Annotated in this window: 18 protein-coding genes; 15 read left to right on the top strand and 3 right to left on the bottom strand. The window is 66.9% G+C overall.

Annotated features, from left to right (window positions below; genetic code table 11):
• Position 1 precedes the first annotated feature (1 nt).
• Genes A9D12_RS06910 through bla form a run of 4 tightly spaced genes read left to right on the top strand, consistent with a single transcriptional unit; the run spans position 2 to position 4,315 of the window.
• Positions 2 to 1,375: a DUF58 domain-containing protein gene (locus A9D12_RS06910; RefSeq protein ID WP_082925440.1), complete on the top strand. Its 1,374-nt coding sequence runs from the start codon at positions 2 to 4 to the stop codon at positions 1,373 to 1,375.
• Positions 1,372 to 2,454 carry a stage II sporulation protein M gene (locus A9D12_RS06905; protein ID WP_068350628.1) on the top strand — a complete coding sequence of 361 codons (1,083 nt, stop codon included), beginning with the start codon at positions 1,372 to 1,374 and terminating at the stop codon, positions 2,452 to 2,454. The genes A9D12_RS06910 and A9D12_RS06905 overlap by 4 nt, the downstream gene beginning before the upstream one ends.
• Positions 2,451 to 3,383 (top strand): RDD family protein, encoded by a 933-nt coding sequence (locus A9D12_RS06900; protein WP_068350627.1) that lies wholly within the window; start codon positions 2,451 to 2,453, stop codon positions 3,381 to 3,383. The genes A9D12_RS06905 and A9D12_RS06900 overlap by 4 nt, the downstream gene beginning before the upstream one ends.
• Complete coding sequence (bla, locus tag A9D12_RS06895; protein WP_068350626.1) at positions 3,380 to 4,315, top strand: class A beta-lactamase; 936 nt, start codon at positions 3,380 to 3,382, stop codon at positions 4,313 to 4,315. Before A9D12_RS06900 ends, bla begins: the two co-directional genes overlap by 4 nt.
• On the opposite strand, the gene A9D12_RS06890 is transcribed toward bla, so the two are convergent.
• A complete protein-coding gene (locus tag A9D12_RS06890) occupies positions 4,316 to 5,326 on the bottom strand; it encodes an isoaspartyl peptidase/L-asparaginase family protein (RefSeq protein WP_082925439.1) in 1,011 nt (336 codons plus the stop codon). It abuts the gene before it with no gap.
• Between the two features lie 74 nt (positions 5,327 to 5,400).
• Between A9D12_RS06890 and A9D12_RS06885 the strand changes: the two genes are divergently transcribed.
• Both A9D12_RS06885 and A9D12_RS06880 read left to right on the top strand, forming a co-directional pair.
• Complete coding sequence (locus A9D12_RS06885; RefSeq protein WP_068350625.1) at positions 5,401 to 5,913, top strand: GNAT family N-acetyltransferase; 513 nt, start codon at positions 5,401 to 5,403, stop codon at positions 5,911 to 5,913.
• An 11-nt stretch (positions 5,914 to 5,924) separates the two neighbouring features.
• Positions 5,925 to 6,875 carry an SDR family NAD(P)-dependent oxidoreductase gene (locus A9D12_RS06880; protein ID WP_068350624.1) on the top strand — a complete coding sequence of 317 codons (951 nt, stop codon included), beginning with the start codon at positions 5,925 to 5,927 and terminating at the stop codon, positions 6,873 to 6,875.
• Here the strand turns inward: A9D12_RS06880 and A9D12_RS06875 are convergent.
• Positions 6,872 to 7,810 carry an alpha/beta hydrolase gene (locus A9D12_RS06875; RefSeq protein ID WP_068350623.1) on the bottom strand — a complete coding sequence of 313 codons (939 nt, stop codon included), beginning with the start codon at positions 7,808 to 7,810 and terminating at the stop codon, positions 6,872 to 6,874. The two genes, A9D12_RS06880 and A9D12_RS06875, sit on opposite strands and share 4 nt — an antisense overlap.
• 99 nt (positions 7,811 to 7,909) lie before the next feature.
• On the opposite strand from A9D12_RS06875, the gene ispG reads away from it, so the two are divergent.
• The 5 genes from ispG to A9D12_RS06850 all read left to right on the top strand — a co-directional run bounded on the left by ispG (position 7,910) and on the right by A9D12_RS06850 (position 11,944).
• Entirely contained in the window at positions 7,910 to 9,058 is a 1,149-nt protein-coding gene (gene ispG, locus A9D12_RS06870; RefSeq protein WP_068350622.1) for a flavodoxin-dependent (E)-4-hydroxy-3-methylbut-2-enyl-diphosphate synthase, read from the top strand.
• Positions 9,055 to 9,555, top strand: a complete 501-nt coding sequence (locus A9D12_RS06865) for a thioredoxin family protein (RefSeq protein ID WP_068350621.1) — start codon at positions 9,055 to 9,057, stop codon at positions 9,553 to 9,555. The genes ispG and A9D12_RS06865 overlap by 4 nt, the downstream gene beginning before the upstream one ends.
• Entirely contained in the window at positions 9,552 to 10,097 is a 546-nt protein-coding gene (locus tag A9D12_RS06860; protein ID WP_068350620.1) for a manganese efflux pump MntP, read from the top strand. The genes A9D12_RS06865 and A9D12_RS06860 overlap by 4 nt, the downstream gene beginning before the upstream one ends.
• 152 nt (positions 10,098 to 10,249) lie before the next feature.
• Positions 10,250 to 11,179, top strand: a complete 930-nt coding sequence (locus tag A9D12_RS06855) for a histone deacetylase family protein (protein WP_068353903.1) — start codon at positions 10,250 to 10,252, stop codon at positions 11,177 to 11,179.
• Positions 11,180 to 11,242: 63 nt separating this feature from the next.
• Positions 11,243 to 11,944: a murein L,D-transpeptidase catalytic domain-containing protein gene (locus tag A9D12_RS06850; RefSeq protein WP_068350619.1), complete on the top strand. Its 702-nt coding sequence runs from the start codon at positions 11,243 to 11,245 to the stop codon at positions 11,942 to 11,944.
• Between the two features lie 135 nt (positions 11,945 to 12,079).
• Here A9D12_RS06850 and A9D12_RS06845 read toward each other — a convergent pair whose 3' ends face one another.
• The gene (locus A9D12_RS06845; protein WP_068350618.1) at positions 12,080 to 13,474 is read right to left on the bottom strand and encodes a L,D-transpeptidase family protein; all 1,395 of its coding nucleotides are present in this window, start codon (positions 13,472 to 13,474) and stop codon (positions 12,080 to 12,082) included.
• A gap of 185 nt (positions 13,475 to 13,659) precedes the next feature.
• Here A9D12_RS06845 and A9D12_RS06840 point away from each other — a divergent pair, with 185 nt between their 5' ends.
• The 4 genes from A9D12_RS06840 (at position 13,660) to A9D12_RS06825 (ending at position 18,916) form a co-directional block, all read left to right on the top strand.
• The gene (locus A9D12_RS06840) at positions 13,660 to 14,553 is read left to right on the top strand and encodes a DMT family transporter (protein WP_068350617.1); all 894 of its coding nucleotides are present in this window, start codon (positions 13,660 to 13,662) and stop codon (positions 14,551 to 14,553) included.
• 149 nt (positions 14,554 to 14,702) lie between these two features.
• Positions 14,703 to 17,375, top strand: coding sequence for an aconitate hydratase AcnA (acnA, locus tag A9D12_RS06835; protein WP_068350616.1), 2,673 nt, complete (start codon positions 14,703 to 14,705; stop codon positions 17,373 to 17,375).
• 7 nt (positions 17,376 to 17,382) lie between these two features.
• Positions 17,383 to 17,892, top strand: a complete 510-nt coding sequence (locus tag A9D12_RS06830; protein ID WP_068350615.1) for a rhodanese-like domain-containing protein — start codon at positions 17,383 to 17,385, stop codon at positions 17,890 to 17,892.
• A 169-nt stretch (positions 17,893 to 18,061) separates the two neighbouring features.
• Complete coding sequence (locus A9D12_RS06825) at positions 18,062 to 18,916, top strand: hypothetical protein (RefSeq protein WP_197489890.1); 855 nt, start codon at positions 18,062 to 18,064, stop codon at positions 18,914 to 18,916.
• Positions 18,917 to 19,311: the final 395 nt, after the last annotated feature.

Genomic DNA, 19,311 nt, shown 5'->3' with positions numbered 1-19,311 from the left:
GGTGAGCCGCGCGCTGCGCCTTGTCCGGTCGCTTGCGGCGCGCCTGCGCTCTCTGCTGATCGTCGCGCCGACCGAGCGTGCGGCGTGGGCCGCGGCGGCGCTTGCCCCGGTGGCGGTGGTGATCGCCGCCACTGCGCCCGGCGCATGGGTCGCGGCCCCGCTGCTGGCGCTGGCGTTGCTCGCGCTGATAATCGCGGACGGATTGGCGAGCGGGCGGCTGGCCGATTGGGACATCCGCATCGCCGACGATATCGAGGTCGGCCAGCCCGCCACGCTGGCGGTCGCCGCGCGCTTTGCGGGCCGCCAGCCGCGCCGCGCCGAAGCCGCGCTCGCCTGCGATCCGCGCCTTGCCGCTGATGGCCGCATAGCGCTTGCGCTCGCGCCGGATCCCCTCGGCGATGACTGGAAGGCGCAGACCACCCTCACCCCCACCCGCCGCGGCACCGCGCTGGTCGAACGGGTGTGGGTGCGCTGGGAAGGCCCGCTGGGTCTGGGCGCGCGGCAGGCGGACTTTGCGCTCGATCGCCGCGTGCGGATCTGGCCCGATCTATCGCCGGTGCGTTCGCCCGACATGCAGACCTTCCTGCGCAACGCCCAGATCGGCCTCATCAACCGCCGGATCCGGGGCGAAGGCACGCAGTTCGAGGCCCTGAGCGAATACGAGCCTGGGATGGACCGCCGCCGGATCGACTGGAAGGCCAGCGCGCGCCACACCCGTCTGTTCGCGCGCGAGAACGAGAGCGAGCGCAACAACCAGATCGTGTTCGCCTTCGATTGCGGGCAGGCGATGTGCGAGCCGGTCGACGGGCTGCCGCGAATCGACCGCGCGGTTTCCGCGGCATTGGCCTGCGCCTATGTCGCATTGAAGGGCGGCGACCGGGTGGCGCTGTTCGGCTTTGCCCGCCGCCCGCAGATCATGACCCCCTTCATCACTGATGCGCGCGCCTTTCACCGCCTGCAAAGCGCCGCGGGGGGCCTCGATTACGAGCCAGCCGAGGCCAATTTCACGCTCGCGCTCGCCACCCTGACCGCAAAGCTCAAACGCCGCTCGCTGGTGGTGGTGTTTTCGGACTTCACTGATCCGACCGCGGCCGAACTGATGGTCGAGAGCCTCGGGCGGCTGGTGGGCAAGCATCTCGTCCTGTTCGTCACCATGGCCGACAGCGAGGTCGAGGCGCTGGTCGCCGCCCCGCCCGCCGATATCGCCACGCTGGCGCGCAGCGTCACCGCTGACAGCCTCGCGCAGCAACGAAAGCTGGTGCTCACCCGGCTGCGGCGGCTCGGCATCGATGTGCTCGAAGCGCCGTGGCAAAGCATCGGCCCGCAGCTGATCGACCGCTACCTTGCCGTGCGCAGCAGCGAGGCAATCGGATGAAGGCGCCCGTGATTGCCTCGTGGTTCGGCCGCACCGCGGTCGAGGCGCCGCCCGATATCGCCAGCGCCAGCCTTCGTTCCGACCGCTTCCGGCTCGAACGCGAGGGCGACTGGAAACGGCTCGGGGCAATCCTCGACCGGATCGAAAAGCGCGGGCTGCGGCGCATCGCGGACGAGGATCTGGTGGCGCTGCCGGTGCTCTATCGCACAGCCGTCTCCTCACTGTCGGTTGCGCGCGAAACCTCGCTCGATGCCGATACCCTTGCCTATCTGGAAGCGCTGGTGCAGCGCGCATGGTTTCAGGTTTACGGGCCAAGCCAGGGCTTCGTGCGCTGGCTGCGCGGCTTTATCCTGGGCGGGTGGAGCCGCGCGGTGCGCGAATTGTGGCTCGATATCGCGATCGCGCTGTTCGTGATGGTTGCGGGCACCGTGGTCGGCTGGCTGCTGGTCGCGCGGGACGAGGCCTGGTTCTACCGCCTGTTCCCCGGCAGCATGGGCGATCCGCGCCAGCCGGGGGCGAGCCGCGAACAATTGCTCGCCAGTCTGGGGCACGAAGAGGGCGCGGCGGGGCTGGCCGGATTTGCCGCGCAATTGTTCAGCAACAATTCGGGTGTGTGCATCCTCGCCTTTGCGCTGGGCTTTGCCTTCGGTATCCCGTCGTTGCTGCTGCTGGTGCACAACATGGCGCTGCTCGGCGTGCTCTTGTGGCTGTTCCACGGGCAGGGCCTGGTGGTCGAGCTTGCGGCATGGCTTTCGGTTCACGGCACGACCGAACTGTTCGGCATCCTGCTCGCGGGCGCCGCGGGGCTGCATATCGGGCGGGCGATGGCCTTTCCGGGCAGGCTTGCGGTGCTCGATGCCGCCGCTGCCGCCGGGCGGCGCAGCGCGGTGGTGATGGTGGGGGTGGTGATCATGATGGTGGTCGCCGCGCTGCTCGAAGCCTTTCCGCGCCAGCTGGTCGAGGACACCGGCAGCCGCTTTGTCATCGGAGGCACGATGCTGGTGTTCTGGCTCGCCTATTTCGTTCTTTACCGGCCCGCCGCGCCGAACGCCGGCCTTGCCGGGGAGGCGCGCACATGACCGCCTCTCCCGCACCGAGCGACGCGCACCGCACCCGCACGCTGGTCACACCCGAGGGGCTCGCGCTGGGAATCGCGCGCGCCTCGCGCGGGGCGCGTGCGGTGGCCTTGATGATCGATGTCGCGATCATCGTCTTCGGCCTGATCGCCTTCCAGCTCGCGATTTACGCACTTGCCGACGGGGCCGCCGAGGGCACGCGGTTCGATCCCGACGCGATGCCCGGCGCGGCGCTCGAATTTCTCGGCATCCTTTCGGTGCTGTTCGCATTTGCGACATGGTATGGCTATTTTCTGGTGCAGGAACTGGGCCCGCGCGGCGCGACGCTGGGCAAGCGCATGGTCGGCATCCGGATCGCCGCGCGCAGCGGCACGCGGCTTACCCCCGAGGCGGTGATCGCGCGCAATCTGTTGCGCGATATCGAGATCTTCTATCCGCTGGTCACGCTGCTGGTGCTCACCTTCACCAGCCGGCAGGGCGAAAACGTGGGGGCGCTGGGCTGGGTGGTGACCGGGTGGTTCGCGCTGTTCGCGCTGTTCCCGTTCTTCAACCGCGATGCCTTGCGCGCAGGCGACATCGTTGCGGGCACCTGGGTTGTGGAACGCCCGCGCACGCGGCTGTCCAAGGTGCTTTCGGCGCAAGGCGCTGCCGCCGCGCAAGGGGCAAGCGCGGTGACCGGGGTGCGCTACGATTTCGGCGAGGCGGCGCTTTCGGTCTATGGCGAAAAGGAGCTGCAGACGCTCGAACGGATGCTGCGCACCGCGCCCGAGGATGCGCTGATCGCCGCCCACGCCGCGATCTGCCGCAAGATCGGCTGGGAGCCGGGCGCAGGCGACGAGCGGGCGTTTCTCGAAGCCTTCTATGCGCAGTTGCGCGCCAAGCTCGAAACGGACATGCGATTCGGCAAACGCAAGGCGGACAAGTTCTCATGACGATCGACAGACGACACTTCCTCGGCGGCGCATTGGCTCTTGGCGCGGGCGCGTGCATTCCGCCCGACCAGTCGCCGCTGGGGCGGCTGGCAGCGGAACTGCGGATCATCGAGGCGGCGGGAAATGGCACGCTCGGGGTCGAGATTTTCAACACTGCCACGGGCGGCTCGGTCGGGATCAATCAGGACAAGCGCTTCGGCCTTTCGTCCACCTTCAAACTGAGCCTTGCCGCGCTGCTGCTGCAACGCCACGCCGCAGCCACGATCGACGCCGACCGCCGCGTGACGTGGAGCGAAGCCGATCTGGTCTTCCACGCACCCTTCACCCGCGACCGGATCGCCAGCGGCGCAACCTTGCGCGAGCTGGCGCGCGCGGCGCAGCTCACTTCGGACAACCCTGCGGCCAATATCCTGCTGCGCAATCTGGGCGGCCCCGCCGGGATGACCGCCTTCTGGCGAAGCCTCGGGGACGATGTCAGCCGGCTCGACCGTTACGAAACGCAGCTCAACGATGTGCCAACACCGGAATTCCGCGACACCACCACGCCTGCCGCCATGGCGCGCACGGTGGCAAGGATCATTTATGGCGATGTGCTTCCCGAAACGGAGCGCGCAGAGCTGAAAGGCTGGATGGTCGAAACCGACACGGGGCTGAAGCGGGTACGCGCGGGCCTTCCCGAGGGCTGGATCGCAGGCGACAAGACCGGCACCAGCGGCCTCATCAACGGCGCGGAATACATCTATTCCGATATCGGCTTTGCCGAAGGGCCCAAGGGCGAAGGCCCGCTGACCTTCGCGTGCTATTTCCGCGCGCGCCAGACCGAGGAGGACGTCCTTGCCCGCGGCGAACAGGCGCTGGCGCGTGTGGGCCGGATCATCAAGGAATTCGCCGAACCCGAACGCGGGCTGCCGGTGGTGGGCAAGATCTACTGATCAGTGATCCGGCGTCGCTGACGCCTTCTCCTCGCCGCCGAAGATCGCCACTTCGTTGATGCCGTCACTGGTCGCGCGGCCGCGATACATGCCAGTGGTGTTGAAGCTGAAGAACGCGCCGCCAAGCGGGGTCACGAGAATGACGCCGCCATCCCCGCCGAGCGATTTGACATCGGCCATCACGCCGTCGGCGATGCCCTGCTCGCTTTCGCGGCCCATCCGCAGCCGCGAGCAAATTTCGTGCGCCACGCCGACGCGGATGAAATATTCGCCCCAGCCCGTCGCCGAGACCGCGCAGGCGCGGTTGTCGGCATAGGTTCCCGCCCCGATCAACGGCGCATCGCCCACCCGGCCCCAGCGCTTGCCGGTCATCCCGCCGGTCGAGGTGCCCGCGGCCAGATTGCCCTTGGTGTCGAGCGCCACCGCGCCGACCGTGCCGAACTTGTGATCGACATCGAGCGCGGACACCTTCTCCTCCTTGAGCCGCTCCAGCGCCTCGGCCCTCGCCGGTGTGGCGAAATAGTCGGGCGGGGTCACGGCAAAGCCCTTTTCGACCGCAAAGGCCTCCGCGCCCGCGCCCATCAGGAACACGTGCTCGCTTTGCGTCCTCACCGTATCGGCAAGCAGGATCGGGTTCTTGACCGTCTTCACCCCCGCGACCGCGCCCGCGCTGCGATCCCGCCCATCCATGATCGAGGCGTCCAATTCGTTCGTGCCGTCCCAGGTAAACACCGCGCCCTTGCCCGCATTGAACAGCGGCGAATCCTCCATGATGATGATCGCTGCCTTGATCGCGTCCATCGCCGCGCCGCCTTCGCTGAGAATCTTCGATCCCGCATCGAGGGCCGCCTGCAACGCCGCCTCGTATTGGCTGCGTTTTTCCGGCGTCATCTTGTCGGGGTCGAGCGTGCCCGCCCCGCCATGGATCGCCAGCGACCACTTGGGCGCTTCCCCGGCGAAAGCGGGTTGCGACAGAAAGGCAAGGGCGAGCGCGGCGGCGAGTTTCTTCATAGGGCGAAGGTGTAACGCGGCGTTGCGCCTTTCGCCAGCTTTGCAGCATCGCGCCTGCACGCTAGGGCAAGGGCATGATCTATCGCCCGCTCACCCCCGCCGATGCCCCTGCGCTTGCCCAGCTTGGCGCGGACACCTTCGTCGCCGCCTTCGGAACGCTTTACACCCCGCAGGATCTCGCCAAGTTTCTGGACGAGGTTTACAGCCCCGATGCCGTGGCGCGCGAGATTGCGGGCGGGCAATGCAGATATCGGCTGGTGGAGGATGACGGCGCGCTCGTCGCCTTCTGCAAGCTGCGCCATCCCACCAAGTTCACTGACCATTCGGATGCCGTCGATCCGATCGAACTGGCGCAGCTTTATGCGCTGCCCGGCTACACCGGCACCGGCGTCGGCGCGCAGTTGATGGACTGGACGCTGGAAACCGCGCGCAGCCGCGGTCACGATGCGGTGCTGCTCAGCGTCTATGCCGAAAATCACGGCGCGCAGCGGTTCTACCAGCGGTATGGCTTTCAAAAGATCGCCGACATCACCTTCAAGGTGGGCGATCACTACGATCCGGAGTATCTCTACGAACTGAAACTGTGAGGGAGAGCGCAATGAGCGAATTCGGCTGGGCCAGCACCACGGACGAGGTGCTGGCAGAGATCGACCTGTCGGGGCGCACGGTGTTCATCACCGGCGCGAATTCGGGGCTGGGTCAGGAAACCGCGCGCGCGATGGCAGCGCGCGGGGCGCATGTCATCATGGCCGGGCGCGATCAGGAAAAGCTCGATGCCAGCGTCGCCGCGATCCGCACCGATCAGCCGCAAGCCGCGCTCGACACGATCACGCTCGATCTCGGCAGCCTGGAATCGATCCGCGCCGCCACTTCGCGCGCGCGCCAGCGGTTCGACAAGATCGACCTGCTGATCAACAATGCGGGCGTGATGGCGACCCCGTTCCTGCACACCGCCGACGGGTTCGAGATGCAGTTCGGGACCAACCACCTCGGCCATTTCGCGATGACCGCCGAACTGATGCCGCTGATCGAACGCGGAAGCGCGCAGCGGATCGTCAACCTGTCGAGCCGCGGGCATTTCATGGGGCAGGTCGATTTTGCCGACCCGCATTTCGCCCGCCGGCCCTATGATCCCTGGGCAGCCTATGGCCAGTCGAAGACCGCCAATGTGCTGTTTACCGTGGGGCTCGAAGCGCGATACGCGGTGTTGGGGATCCACGCCTATGCGGTGCATCCCGGCGGGATCGAGACCAATCTCGGCCGCCACATGACGCCCGAAATGCGCGAAGGCCTGATGAAGCGCGTGACCAGTTCGGATGGCGGCTTCCAGTGGAAGACCATCCCGCAAGGCGCGGCGACGACATGCTGGGCGGCAACCGCGCCCGAGCTTGAGGGCAAGGGCGGCGTCTATTGCGAGGATTGCCATGTCGCATCGGTCGACGACGAATCCTCGACCGCGGGGGTGCGTTCCTATGCGCTCAACCCCAGCCATGCCGATCAGCTCTGGAAGCTGTCCGAGGATCAGACCGGGGCGAAATTCCCGAGCTAGTCCGCGATGAACTCCGCCAGCAGGCCAAGCGCGTCCTTGGCCTCGCGGGTGGGGAGGATCGCCATAAAGACGTGCGGCGCGCCCTCGTATTCATACAGGCGCGCGTCCACCCCGGCGCCGCGCAGGCGGGCAAGGAAGCTGCGCGAATCGACGATAAACAGGTCGTGCCGCCCGGTCCAGATCCGCGTCGGCGGAAGCGCTGCGAGCATGTCGGTGGACGCATAAAGCGGGCTGACCTCGGGCGCGTCCAGCGCGCGCGCCTCGGCCACCAGCGCACCGCAGGCGCGCAGCGTGCCGATCTTGAGCATCACGTCATGCGGCTCGACCGCGGCGATCGCGGGGTCTGCCAGCCCCAGATCGAGCCATGGCGCAAACAGCGCCAGCTTGCCCGGCTGCGCGCCCCCTGCCGCGATCAGCCTGAGCGCGAGCGCCAGCGCCATGTGGCCGCCCGCAGAATCGCCATTGAGGATGATCCGCGAAGGATCGTGCCGCGCGGCAAGATCGGCCCACACCGCATCGGCGAGCGCATCCTGATCGGCATGGCGCGCCTCGGGCACCACGGGATAAAGCGGCACGGTCACGCTGATCCCGCAACGTGTTACCATCGCGGCGACCAGCGGCCAATGCACCTTGAACATCGGCCGCACGAACCCGCCGCCGTGAAAATAGATCATGTGCCATGGCGCCGGCCCCGCCTTGGGGTGGAGCGTGACCACCTTGTGGCCCAGCATCTCGCTCTCTTCCACGATGAAGCGCTTGCGGAATGAATCGGGCATCGGCGCATCGACTGGCAGCGTGCGGCCCGCCATCGCGGCGCGAAAACCCTCTGCGTCGAGCGGGAATACCGGCGTCTGGCAGCGCATCAGCGCTTTCACCAGCCGCATCACCATGCTCGGCGCGTTACTGCGCAGTTGGATCGCACTCTCGGTCAGCATCTCTTTTCCCCTCGCGCTGGCAGAGTGGCGCGGCGGCGCGGTGTGTCAAGCGCCCGCGGGTCATTGCCCCGCCACCGATTGCAGCCTATATGCGCGGCCATGTCTTCCATCCGTCCGTGGCGCACGATCGAGCGGCGCAAATCGCGCCAGATCATGGTGGGGAATGTCCCCGTTGGTGGGGACGCTCCCATCACCGTTCAGACCATGACCAACACCCCGACCGAGGACGTGCGCGCGACGCTCGACCAGATCCGGCGGTGCGAGGATGTGGGCGCGGACATCATCCGCGTGTCCTGTCCAACGGAAGAATCGACGCGCGATTTCAAGAAGATCACGCAAGGCGCGAACATCCCGATCGTGGCCGACATCCACTTTCACTACAAGCGCGCGCTGGAGGCCGCAGACGCCGGCGCGGCCTGCCTGCGGATCAATCCGGGCAATATCGGTTCCTCCCAGCGCGTCGCGGAAGTCGTGCGCGCGGCCAAGGCCAATGGCTGCGCGATCCGGATCGGCGTGAATGCCGGTAGCCTCGAAAAAGACCTGCTCGAAAAATATGGCGAGCCCTGCCCCGAGGCGCTGATCGAAAGTGCGCTCGACCACATCAAGCTGCTGCAGGATCACGATTTCCACGAATACAAGGTCGCGGTGAAAGCGTCGGACGTGTTCCTCGCGGTCGCGGCCTATCATGGCCTCGCTGAAACGGTCGATTGCCCGCTGCATCTCGGCATCACCGAGGCGGGCGGCTTGATCGGCGGCACGGTCAAATCCTCGATCGGGATGGGCAGCCTGCTGTGGGCGGGCATCGGCGACACGATCCGCGTCAGCCTCTCGGCAGAACCTGAGGAGGAGATCAAGGTCGGCTACCATATGCTGAAGGCCTTGGGCCTCAGAACCCGCGGTGTGCGCGTGGTGTCGTGCCCGTCCTGCTCGCGGCAGGGTTTCGACGTGATCCGCACGGTGGAAACGCTCGAAAAGCGGCTCGAACACATCAAGACCCCGATGAGCCTGTCGGTATTGGGCTGCGTCGTCAACGGCCCGGGCGAAGCGCGCGAGACCGATATCGGTCTTACCGGCGGCGGCAATGGCAAGCACATGGTCTATCTGTCGGGGCTGAAAGCCCACGCGATCGACGACGAGGCGATGCTCGATCACATCGTCCGGCTGGTCGAGGAAAAGGCCGCCGCGATCGAAGCGGGTGAAGCCACCGCCTTCGATCCTCACGCCGCCCCCGCCGAAGCCGCAGAGTGATCCGCGCCTCTCTGGCGATCGCCCTCGCGCTGGCGCTGGGCGCCTGTGCGAGCGTGCCTGATGCCGCCGCGGCCCACCCAGAAGCGCAGCCCTATGCTGCGAGCGCCGATGCCAGCGCCGAAGTCGATGCCGCGCTCGCGCGCGCCGCGGCCTCGGGCAAGCGCGTGTTAATGGTGATGGGCGCGAACTGGTGCCACGACAGCCGCGCGCTCGCCGGATGGCTGGAAACCCCCCGCTTTGCCGCGCTCGCGGCCGAGCGTTACGAGGTCGTCTTTGTCGATGTCGGGGTGCCGCAAACCGGGCAAGGCCGCAACCTCGACATCGCGCGCCGTTTCGGGCTTGCAGAGATGCCCGGCACGCCTGCCTTGCTGGTGCTGTCGGCGCGAGGCGAACTGCTCAACCGCGACACCGCGACAAGTTGGCGCAACGCCGCCAGCCGCAGCGAGGATACCATTTTCGCCGAACTTGCCACTCTTGCACAAAGCCCGAAAAGATGATCGCCGCCCTCCTCCTTGCCCTCGCGCTGGCGATGGATGCCTTTGCCGTTGCGCTGACGCAGGGCGCGAAATTCCGGCCTTCTGCACGTCAGGGATTAGCGATTGCGGCGACCTTCGGGGTGTTTCAGGCGCTGATGCCGCTGGCCGGCTGGGTGATCGGCGCGGTCGCGCTCACCTATGTCGAGGCGTTCGATCACTGGATCGCCTTCGGTCTGCTGACCTTCCTTGGCGTCAGGATGCTCGGCTTCGGCGGCGATGATGATGAGGATGCGCCTGCGCTTACCGGCAAAACGCTGCTGATCGCAGGTGTCGCCACCAGTATCGATGCGCTCGCCGCAGGGATCACGCTGCCCACGCTCGGCGTCTCGCCCTGGGCTGCGGCGCTGCTGATCGGGCTGGTGACCTTCGCGCTGAGCGGCGCGGGCGTGGTGCTGGGCCGGCGCGCGGGCGATCACATGGGTGAATGGGCCGAACGGATCGGCGGCCTCATTCTGATCGGGCTGGGGGTGAAAATTCTCGCCGAACATTCGGGCTGGATGTGAGGCTGTCCTACAGCCGCTGATGCTGGCAGACTGGCGCGCATGATCATCGGCCCTCCCCTTGCCGCGATGCCTTTTTCCGCCCCGCGCTTGCAGGGGGTTTTTTCGCTTCTGGACAGTGTCTCATGTGTCTCCAACACGGCGGCGCGCGGGTGATGCTGCACGTGGTCCACCATGCCGACTACATGGCCCCGCGCCCTGAACGCGGATCGTTCCGTTTCGACAAATACTATCTCGTGATGGAGGAACTGCGCGCCTCGGGCGCGCCGATCACCGAACACGCGCCGCAGCCTTGCCCGCGTGAATGGCTCGAAGCGGTTCACTGCCCCGACTATGTCGACGAGGTGTTCCGCGCCAAAGTCCCGCGCGAGAAGGAGCGCCGGATCGGCTTTCCCGTCACCCCCGCGATCCGCGACCGTGTGCGTCACACCAACGGCGGCACCTGGCTCGCCGCGCAGCTGGCGCTGCAGCACGGCTATGCCGCCAATTCCGCAGCCGGAAGCCACCATGCGCTGCACGACACGGGCGCGGGCTATTGCGTGTTCAACGATCTTGCGGTCACCGCCAACCGCCTGATTGCCGAGGCCCAAGCGGCCCGCGTGCTGATCGTCGACCTCGACGTGCATCAGGGCGATGGCACCGCCAGCCTCACCGCCGGACGCGAGGACATCTTCACGCTTTCGCTGCACGCCGAGAAGAACTTTCCCGTGCGAAAGGCGCGCTCCAGCCTCGACATTGGCCTGCCTGACGGGATCGCGGACGATGCCTACATGGCGGTGCTGCGGCAGCACCTGCCGCGCGTGATGGACGATTTCGCCCCCGATTTCGTGCTCTATCAGGCGGGCGTCGATCCGCATGGCGACGACAAGCTGGGGCGGCTCGCGCTGAGCGATGCGGGCCTCGAAGCGCGCGACCGGTTCGTGATTGGCGAGGCGCGCGGGCGCGGGCTTCCGGTGGCAAGCGCGCTGGGCGGCGGCTATGGTGACGATGCGCGCAAGGTCGCCGCGCGCCATGCCGCCTCGATGCTGGCGATGGCAGCGCAGAACAGCGCGTTTCCGCCTCCCCCGGCGACGAGTGGAGGCTAGCATACGACAGGCTGCTTGGCCCCTTATTGGGAACGCGCCAGCGCCCGTTTACGTTGAGAGACAATGAAGCGTCGCGATATTCTCAAGGGAACCCTGGCCACTGCTGCCGCGCTTGCGCTGCCGGCACGGGTGTTCGCCGCGCCGATGGGCGGCTCCCCGCGCGACCGCATCCTGTTCGATATCGCGAAACGCGAACTCGTCCGCCACGGCAATGCGATCTGGCGGCGCGACATCGTCGGGATTGCCGATTTCGGGCTGCATTCGGCCAAGCCGCGGTTCCACTTCGTCAATCTGGAACGCGGCGAGATCAAGTCGCACCACGTCAGCCACGGCACCGGATCGGACCCGCAGCACGATGGCTGGCTCAAGCAGTTCAGCAATATCGAAGGCTCGAACGCGACCAGCCGCGGGGCTTACGTGACGTGGGAATGGTACACGGGGCGCTATGGCACCTCGGTGCGGCTGGGCGGGCTCGACCAGTCGAACGAGGCGGCGCTGCGGCGCTACATCGTGATGCACCACGCAAGCTATGCCGAGGATTCGCATCTGGCGCAGTATGGGCGTCTCGGCCGCTCGAACGGATGCTTTGCGATGGGCACCGCGCAGTTCCGCGAGGCGTTGCTTCACCTGTCGGGCGGCAGGCTGCTCTATGCCGATTCGCTGGGGCTGGAGGAGGATGGCTCGATCCAGCCGGTGCCCGCGCTCGCGATGATCGACCGCGCGCCGCTCGACCTGTCGCCGCGCCCTTCGATCAGCGGATACTGACGTTTCCTACACCCCGGCGCCGCGATAGATTGCGCGCGGCTCCTTGAAACTGTCGAAGCAGGTCGGCCCCCGTTCGCAAAAGGCGCGGCCCCTTGCGAACGGGTGTGAACCTCGCTGGGCTGATCCCGCCCCGGCTCAGGTGTCCTGAAGATCGTCCTCGATCACGATCACCTCGTCGGTCGGCACCGCGGAACGGTTGCGCACGCGCGGCTGATCGAGGCTGGCGAGCACCTTGGTGTCGCGGCCGTAGATGTCCTTGAAGGTCGCCATCTGGCCGTTGATGTCGGTCGCCATCGTGAAATAGGTGATGTAGGCTGCCCACGGCTTCTGCAACGCAACCTTGGTGTATTTGCCCCCGGTCGAGATCGCCACCGCCTCATCGCGGGTCGCGCCCTTGCCGACGATCGCCATCGTGATCGCCAATTCGAGCGCGCGTTCGGTCCGCACGCAGCCATGCGACAATGCGCGGAATTCATTGGCGAAGAGGTGCCGCGACGGGGTGTCGTGGAAGAAGATCGCATGCTCGTTGGGCATCTCGAGCTTCATCTGGCCCAGCGAATTTCCCGGCCCGGGCTGCTGCACCACGCTGACGTATCCGTTCGCTCCCCTGGTCGCGACATAGCCGTTGCGCTTGCCCCACGCGGGATTGGCAAGCACCTTTGCGCCCAGCCCCTCGCCCTTCACGATCGACTGCGGCACGGTCCAGGTCGGGTTGAACACCACGCCTTCGACCACTTCGGCCAGCTGCGGGGTGGCGGTGCGGCCCGGCTTGCCGACGATGGTGCGGTAGGTCTTGATGATCTTGTTCTTCACCGTAAGCCGCAGCTGGAATTCGGGCACGTTGGTGATCAGGTATTGCGGCCCCAGATCGCGCGCCAGCCACCGCCAGCGGTCCATGTTGGCGCGGATCAGTTTGCGCTTGCTCACCTGTCCGTCCGAAGTCGCGGCGAGTTCGGCCTTGAGCTTGGCGTAATCGGGGTGCGTGGGCGCAAGCTTGGCCAGCGTGCCCGCGATATCGCCGGTTTGGAGCGCCTGTGCGAGCACGGTGCCCGAAGGGTTGGCATCGCGATCGGGATCGACCACGAACCACTGTTCGCGCGCATCCATCGGAGTGCGCCCGTCACGCAGGTCCTCGACCAGCCAGACGAAGCTTTGCGAAGCCATCCGGTTCAACTCGTCCGACGGGCCCGATGCCAGCGCGACCTTGAGCGGGGCGAGATCGTAATCCTTGGGGTCGAGCCCTTCGGCGCCGATCCCTTCGATCACCGCGACCAGTGCCTTGGCCTGTGCCAGCGTCCAGGCCTGCACCAGCGGCGCGGCCGGGGCCGCAGGCTGCGCGGTTGCCGGATCGGCGACGGCACCGGGAAACGCCTTGGTGAAGGCATCGGACGCATTGGGCGCAGGCGCGGGGGCCGGCGCGGGAGCCTGTGCAGGCGCGGGCCGGGGGCTCGCGTTCTGCGCCAGCGTCGCTGTCGCCACCAGCGCAGCCATTGCCGCGCCGCCTGCCAACCTGCCCAAGAAACTCGTCATTATCCGTTCAGCCTTTTCGCCCCGCGCCGGAACATCACCGCACGCATCATCGTGACCGCGACCTTACCCGCAGCACCGCGCCCCTATCAACCACCTTGGCTTTCACCTGCATTAATGTTCACGCCTTTGATCGGGGGCAACACTTGGGATGTGACCTTGGCGGCGGTCTTGCCTAAGGGTGCGCCATGTTGCGCCGTGACCACGCCCTGCTCCCCTTCGCCGCCGCGCTTGCGGGCGTGGGCTTCCTGTCGCTGATGGACGCCTTCATGAAAGAGGCCGCGCTGATGATCGGCGCCTACACCGCGACGCTGCTGCGCGCGCTGATGGGCGCGGCGCTGATCGCGCCGCTGTGGTGGCTGCGCGGCGGGCGGATGCCCGGCACGGCAGCGCTGAGGCTGCATATCGAGCGCGGGATCGTCTCGGCCTTCATGGCCCTTACGTTCTTCTATGCGCTCACCGTGCTGCCACTGGCCGAGGCGATCGCGCTTTCCTTCATCGCCCCGCTGATCGCGCTCTATCTAGCGCGCGTGCTGCTGGGCGAGGTAATCAGCCGCCATGCGATCGGGGCGAGCCTCCTGGGCTTTGCCGGCACGCTGGTGATCGTCGGCGGCAGGATCGGGCAAGGCGCGTTCGATGCGCGCACCGCGCTGGGCATTGCCTCGCTGTTCATCTCGGCGCTGCTGTATGCGTACAATTTCATTGTCATCCGCCGCCAGGCACAGGTGGCCGGGCCGATGGAGATCGCGACCTTTCATAGCGGGGTGAGCGGTGTCGTGCTGCTCGGGCTTGCGCCGTTCCTGTGGCAGACACCGGAGCCTGCGGCGCTGGCACCGCTCGGCGCGGCCGCCGTCCTCACCGTGTGCGGATCGGCGGCGATCGCCTGGGCCTATGCACGGGCCGAGGCCAGCGCGCTGGTGGCGACCGAATATTCGGGCTTCGTCTGGGCCTCGGTGTTCGGCTGGCTGTTTTTCCGCGAGGGCGTGGCGCTGCCGACGCTGGCGGGAACCGCGCTGATCGTGACCGGCTGCTGGATCGCCGCCCGCGCACCGCGTCCGGGTGCCGCTACGGTGTTCGAATAACACCTTTGCATGAGGCCCCAAAGTCCCCTGCCCCCCTTGACCTCGCGCGCGGGGGTGGGCAGGAGCGGCGACGAAAAACCGCGCCCCTTTGGAAGACTAGTCTTCGTGTGGATCGGGGGCGGGCCAATCAGAAGGATGGAACCCCTCTCATGACCGCAATCGGCCAGGATACGCTCGGCACCCGCCAGATGCTCGATGTGGGCGGCAAGCAATACGCCTATTACTCGCTCGCCAAGGCGGCAGAGCAGCTGGGCGATATTTCGAAGCTGCCGATTTCGATGAAGGTCTTGCTCGAAAACCTGCTGCGTTTCGAGGACGGCGGTTTCACCGTCGATCGCAAGCACATCCAGGCGCTGGTCGACTGGCAGGCGAACCCCGCGACGGGCGAGGAAATCCAGTATCGTCCCGCGCGCGTTCTCCTTCAGGACTTCACCGGCGTGCCCTGCGTGGTCGATCTGGCCGCGATGCGCGATGCGATCAAGAAGCTCGGCGGCGACACCGCCAAGATCAACCCGCTGGTGCCGGTCAACCTCGTGATCGATCACTCGGTGATGGTCGACGAATTCGGCCACCCCAAGGCGATGGAAGCCAACATGGCGCTCGAATACGAGCGCAATGCCGAACGCTACGACTTCCTCAAGTGGGGCTCGAAGAGCTTCCAGAACTTCACCGCCGTGCCCCCGGGCACCGGGATCTGCCACCAGGTCAACCTCGAGCATCTGGCGCAGGCCGTGTGGTCTTCCGAAGGCCCCGACGGCGTGATGGTCGCCTATCCCGACACCTGCGTCGGCACCGACAGCCACACCACCATGATCAACGGTCTGGGCGTGCTGGGCTGGGGCGTCGGCGGGATCGAAGCCGAAGCCGCGATGCTCGGCCAGCCGGTCTCGATGCTGATCCCCGAAGTGGTCGGCTTCCACCTCGAAGGCCGCATGGCCGAAGGCGTGACCGCAACCGACCTCGTGCTGACCTGCGTGCAGATGCTGCGCAATGTCGGCGTGGTGGGCCGCTTCGTCGAGTTCTACGGCCCGGGCGTTGCCAACCTCACGCTCGCCGACCGCGCGACCATCGCCAACATGGCACCTGAATACGGCGCGACCTGCGGCTTCTTCGGGATCGACGACAAGACGCTCGATTACCTGCGCCTCACCGGCCGCTCGGAAGAAAACATCGCGCTGGTCGAAGCCTACGCCAAGGCGCAGGGCATGTGGTTCGATCCCGCGAACGAGCCGGTCTTCACCAAGACCCTCAGCCTCGACATGGCCGCGGTCGTGCCCAGCCTTGCCGGTCCCAAGCGCCCGCAGGACAAGGTCGTGCTGCAGGACGTCGATGATCTGTTCAACGGCGACCTTGCCAAGGTTTACGGCAAGGCCGAAGCCGTCCGCGTCGGCGTCGAGGGCGCGGCCCACGACATCGGCGACGGCGACGTCGTGATCGCCGCGATCACCAGCTGCACCAACACCTCCAACCCCGATGTGCTGATCGCTGCGGGCCTCGTCGCCAAGAAGGCGAACGAACGCGGCCTGAAGCCCAAGCCGTGGGTCAAGACGTCGCTGGCACCCGGATCGCAGGTTGTGACCGACTACCTCGTCAAGTCGGGCTTGCAGGAACACCTCGATGCGGTCGGCTTCGACCTCGTCGGCTATGGCTGCACCACCTGCATCGGCAACTCCGGCCCGCTGGCTGCGCCGATCAGCGCCGCCATCAACGGCAACGACATCGTCGCGGCATCGGTCCTGTCGGGCAACCGCAACTTCGAAGGCCGCGTGTCTCCCGATGTGCGCGCCAACTTCCTCGCCTCGCCGCCGCTGGTGGTCGCCTATGCATTGAAGGGCACGGTCACCGAGGACATCACCACCACCCCGATCGGCCACGACCAGAACGGCGCGCCGGTAATGCTCGCCGACCTGTGGCCGAGCAACGCCGAAATCGCCGAGCACCGCGCCGCGAACATCGACCGTTCGATGTTCGAATCGCGCTATGCCAACGTCTACAAGGGCGATGAGCACTGGCAGGCGATCACGGTCGAGCCGTCCGACACCTACCAGTGGCGCGCCGGGTCGACCTATGTCGCCAACCCGCCCTATTTCGAGGGCATGACCATGACCCCGGCGCCGGTCACCGACATCGTCGATGCCAAGCCGCTCGCGATCCTCGCCGATTCGGTCACCACCGACCACATCAGCCCGGCCGGATCGATCAAGGAAGACAGCCCCGCGGGCCGCTTCCTGATGGCCAATCAGGTCGCCAAGAAGGACTTCAACTCCTACGGTTCGCGCCGCGGCCACCACGAAGTGATGATGCGCGGCACCTTTGCCAACATCCGCATCAAGAACGAGATGGTCCCGGGCGTCGAAGGCGGCTTCTCGACCTTCGGCGGCGAGACGATGGCGATCTATGATGCCGCGATGAAGCACAAGGAAGCCGGCACACCGCTGGTGGTGATCGGCGGCAAGGAATACGGCACCGGCTCCTCGCGCGACTGGGCGGCCAAGGGCACGATCCTCTTGGGCGTGCGGATGGTGATCGTCGAAAGCTTCGAGCGGATCCACCGTTCGAACCTTGTCGGCATGGGCGTGCTGCCCTTGCAGTTCAAGGAAGGCGACACCCGCGAAACGCTCGGCCTGTCGGCAACCGACACGTTCTCGATCCGCGGCCTTGCCGATCTGGTGCCCGGTCAGGACATCACGGTCGAGGTGACCCGCGAAGACGGCACGCGCTTCACCTTCACCGCGCTGTGCCGGATCGATACCGCGAACGAGATGGAATATTACCGCCACGGCGGGATTCTCCATTACGTTCTGCGCAAGCTGGCAGCGTGAGAACCGCATGATCCGCGCCCGTCTCGTCCTTCCGCTCTGGTCCGCAGCGCTGTTGGCGCTGGCGGCCTGCGGGGGCGAGGCGGACGGGGAGCAGCCCAAGCGCGATGCTCCCTCGCCGCCGTTCGGGCTCGAACTGGCCTTCGCCTCTTTCGCGGACGAAGGCGGCGCGGCGAACCCTGCCCCTTCCCCGCTGTCCGCGCTGACACCAGCCGAGCTTGCCGCGCGGATCGCGGCGGGCAACGTGCGGCTGATCGATGTCAGCACCGATGCCGAGGTCGCCGAAGCGCGCATTGCGGGCGCGGAGCACATCGCGCTCGACCGCTTCGAACCCGAAACGCTCGACCTGTCGGACGGACGCGAGGTGGTGCTCTATTGCCGTTCGGGCCGCCTCTCCGCCATCGCGGGCGAACGGCTCGCTGCGGTCACCGGCGCGCCGGTGGTGCATCTCGATGGCGGGTTGATCGCTTGGGAAGCCGCCGGGCTACCGGTCGAGACGGCGGCGCCATTGCCGCGATAATTTTCCCGGTGAAACGCAAAAAGGGCGGCCTTCCGAATGGAACGCCGCCCTTTTTTGTGCGCCGCGAAGGCAGCGTCAGCCGATCAGTTTGCGCCGGCCCAGCACTGCTGCGGCGGCGAGGCCGAACAGGATCGTCATCGGCGGCGCAGGCACATCGTGACCGCCGGTGGTGCCGCTGCTGCCCGAGGTCGACGACGAGGACGAAGACGAGCTGCTGCTGCTGCTCGACGAGGAAGACGACGAGGAGCCCGACGAACCGCTGCTGCCCGAGGACGAGGAGCTGCTGCTCGACGAGGACGACGAACTGCCGCTGCTGCTGCTCGTGCTACTGGTCATGTCGCCCGATGTCCCGCCACTCGAAGACGAGGAGGAAGAGGACGACGACGAAGACGAGGATGACGACGACGAGCTCGACGAGGAGGACGAGGTCACCGCGCCGGTCGAGGAGCTGACATTGCCCGAAGAGCTGGACACGTTGCCCGACGAGCTGGACACGTTGCCCGACGAGCTCGACACCGCGCCCGTGCTGCTCGACACTGCGCCCGTCGACGACGAGACATTGCCCGAGGACGAAGACACCGCCCCGGTCGACGAGGAGACGTTGCCCGAAGTGCTGGTGCTCGACACCGCACCGGTCGAGGACGAGACCGCGCCTGTGCTGCTGGTGCTCGACACCTGGCCCGTGCTGCTCGACACCGCTCCGGTCGACGAACTCACCACGCCCGAGGACGAAGTGGTCGACGAGGAAATCACGCCGGACGACGATGTGGTCGAATTGTCGATGTCGATATCGATCACGACCCCGCTCGACCCGCTCGACGAGCCGCTGGTGCTGCCCGAGGTCGAGGTGGTGGTGGTAACCGAGACATCGCCCGACGACGATCCGCCGCCGCCGAAGAAGCCGCCGAAGAAGCCGCCGCCGATCCCGCCGCCAAAGCCGCCGCCGAAACCGCCGCCCCAGCCGCCGCCGGGCCCACCGCCGCCCGAAATCGGCGGCAAGGGCGGAAGCGGCGCAGGCATGTAGGCAACCTGCATCAACGGGGGGCATTCGTTCGTGTCGGTATAGGTCTGCACCGTGCGATCGGGCAGGCTGGCCGCGCCGGCGGCATCATAGGCTCCGACCGGCTGGCATTCGACCGTCCGCTCGACGATCCGGCGGCGGCGTTCCTCGGGCATCGGGATCACGCGCTCGCGGGTCTTGATGTAGCGTGCGCCGGTGACCGGATCGACCGCGACCAGCTTGCCATCGATCTTGGTGGCGAAGTCGGGCGTATCGGTGTTCATCGGCTCGGCCATGCGCACCGCGCCGCCTTGCAACAATGCAACCCCTGCCGCGGCGGCAGACAGCTTTGCGATGGCCAGTTTGAGCGACATGGTCGGTTACCCTGTTCAAATTGCGGCCCCGGCGCGCGAGGAGCC

The organism is Erythrobacter neustonensis (assembly GCF_001663175.1).
Lineage (GTDB): Bacteria > Pseudomonadota > Alphaproteobacteria > Sphingomonadales > Sphingomonadaceae > Erythrobacter > Erythrobacter neustonensis.
Note: the sequence above shows the minus strand (reverse complement) of the source record. Positions and strands in the feature narration are given on the sequence as shown.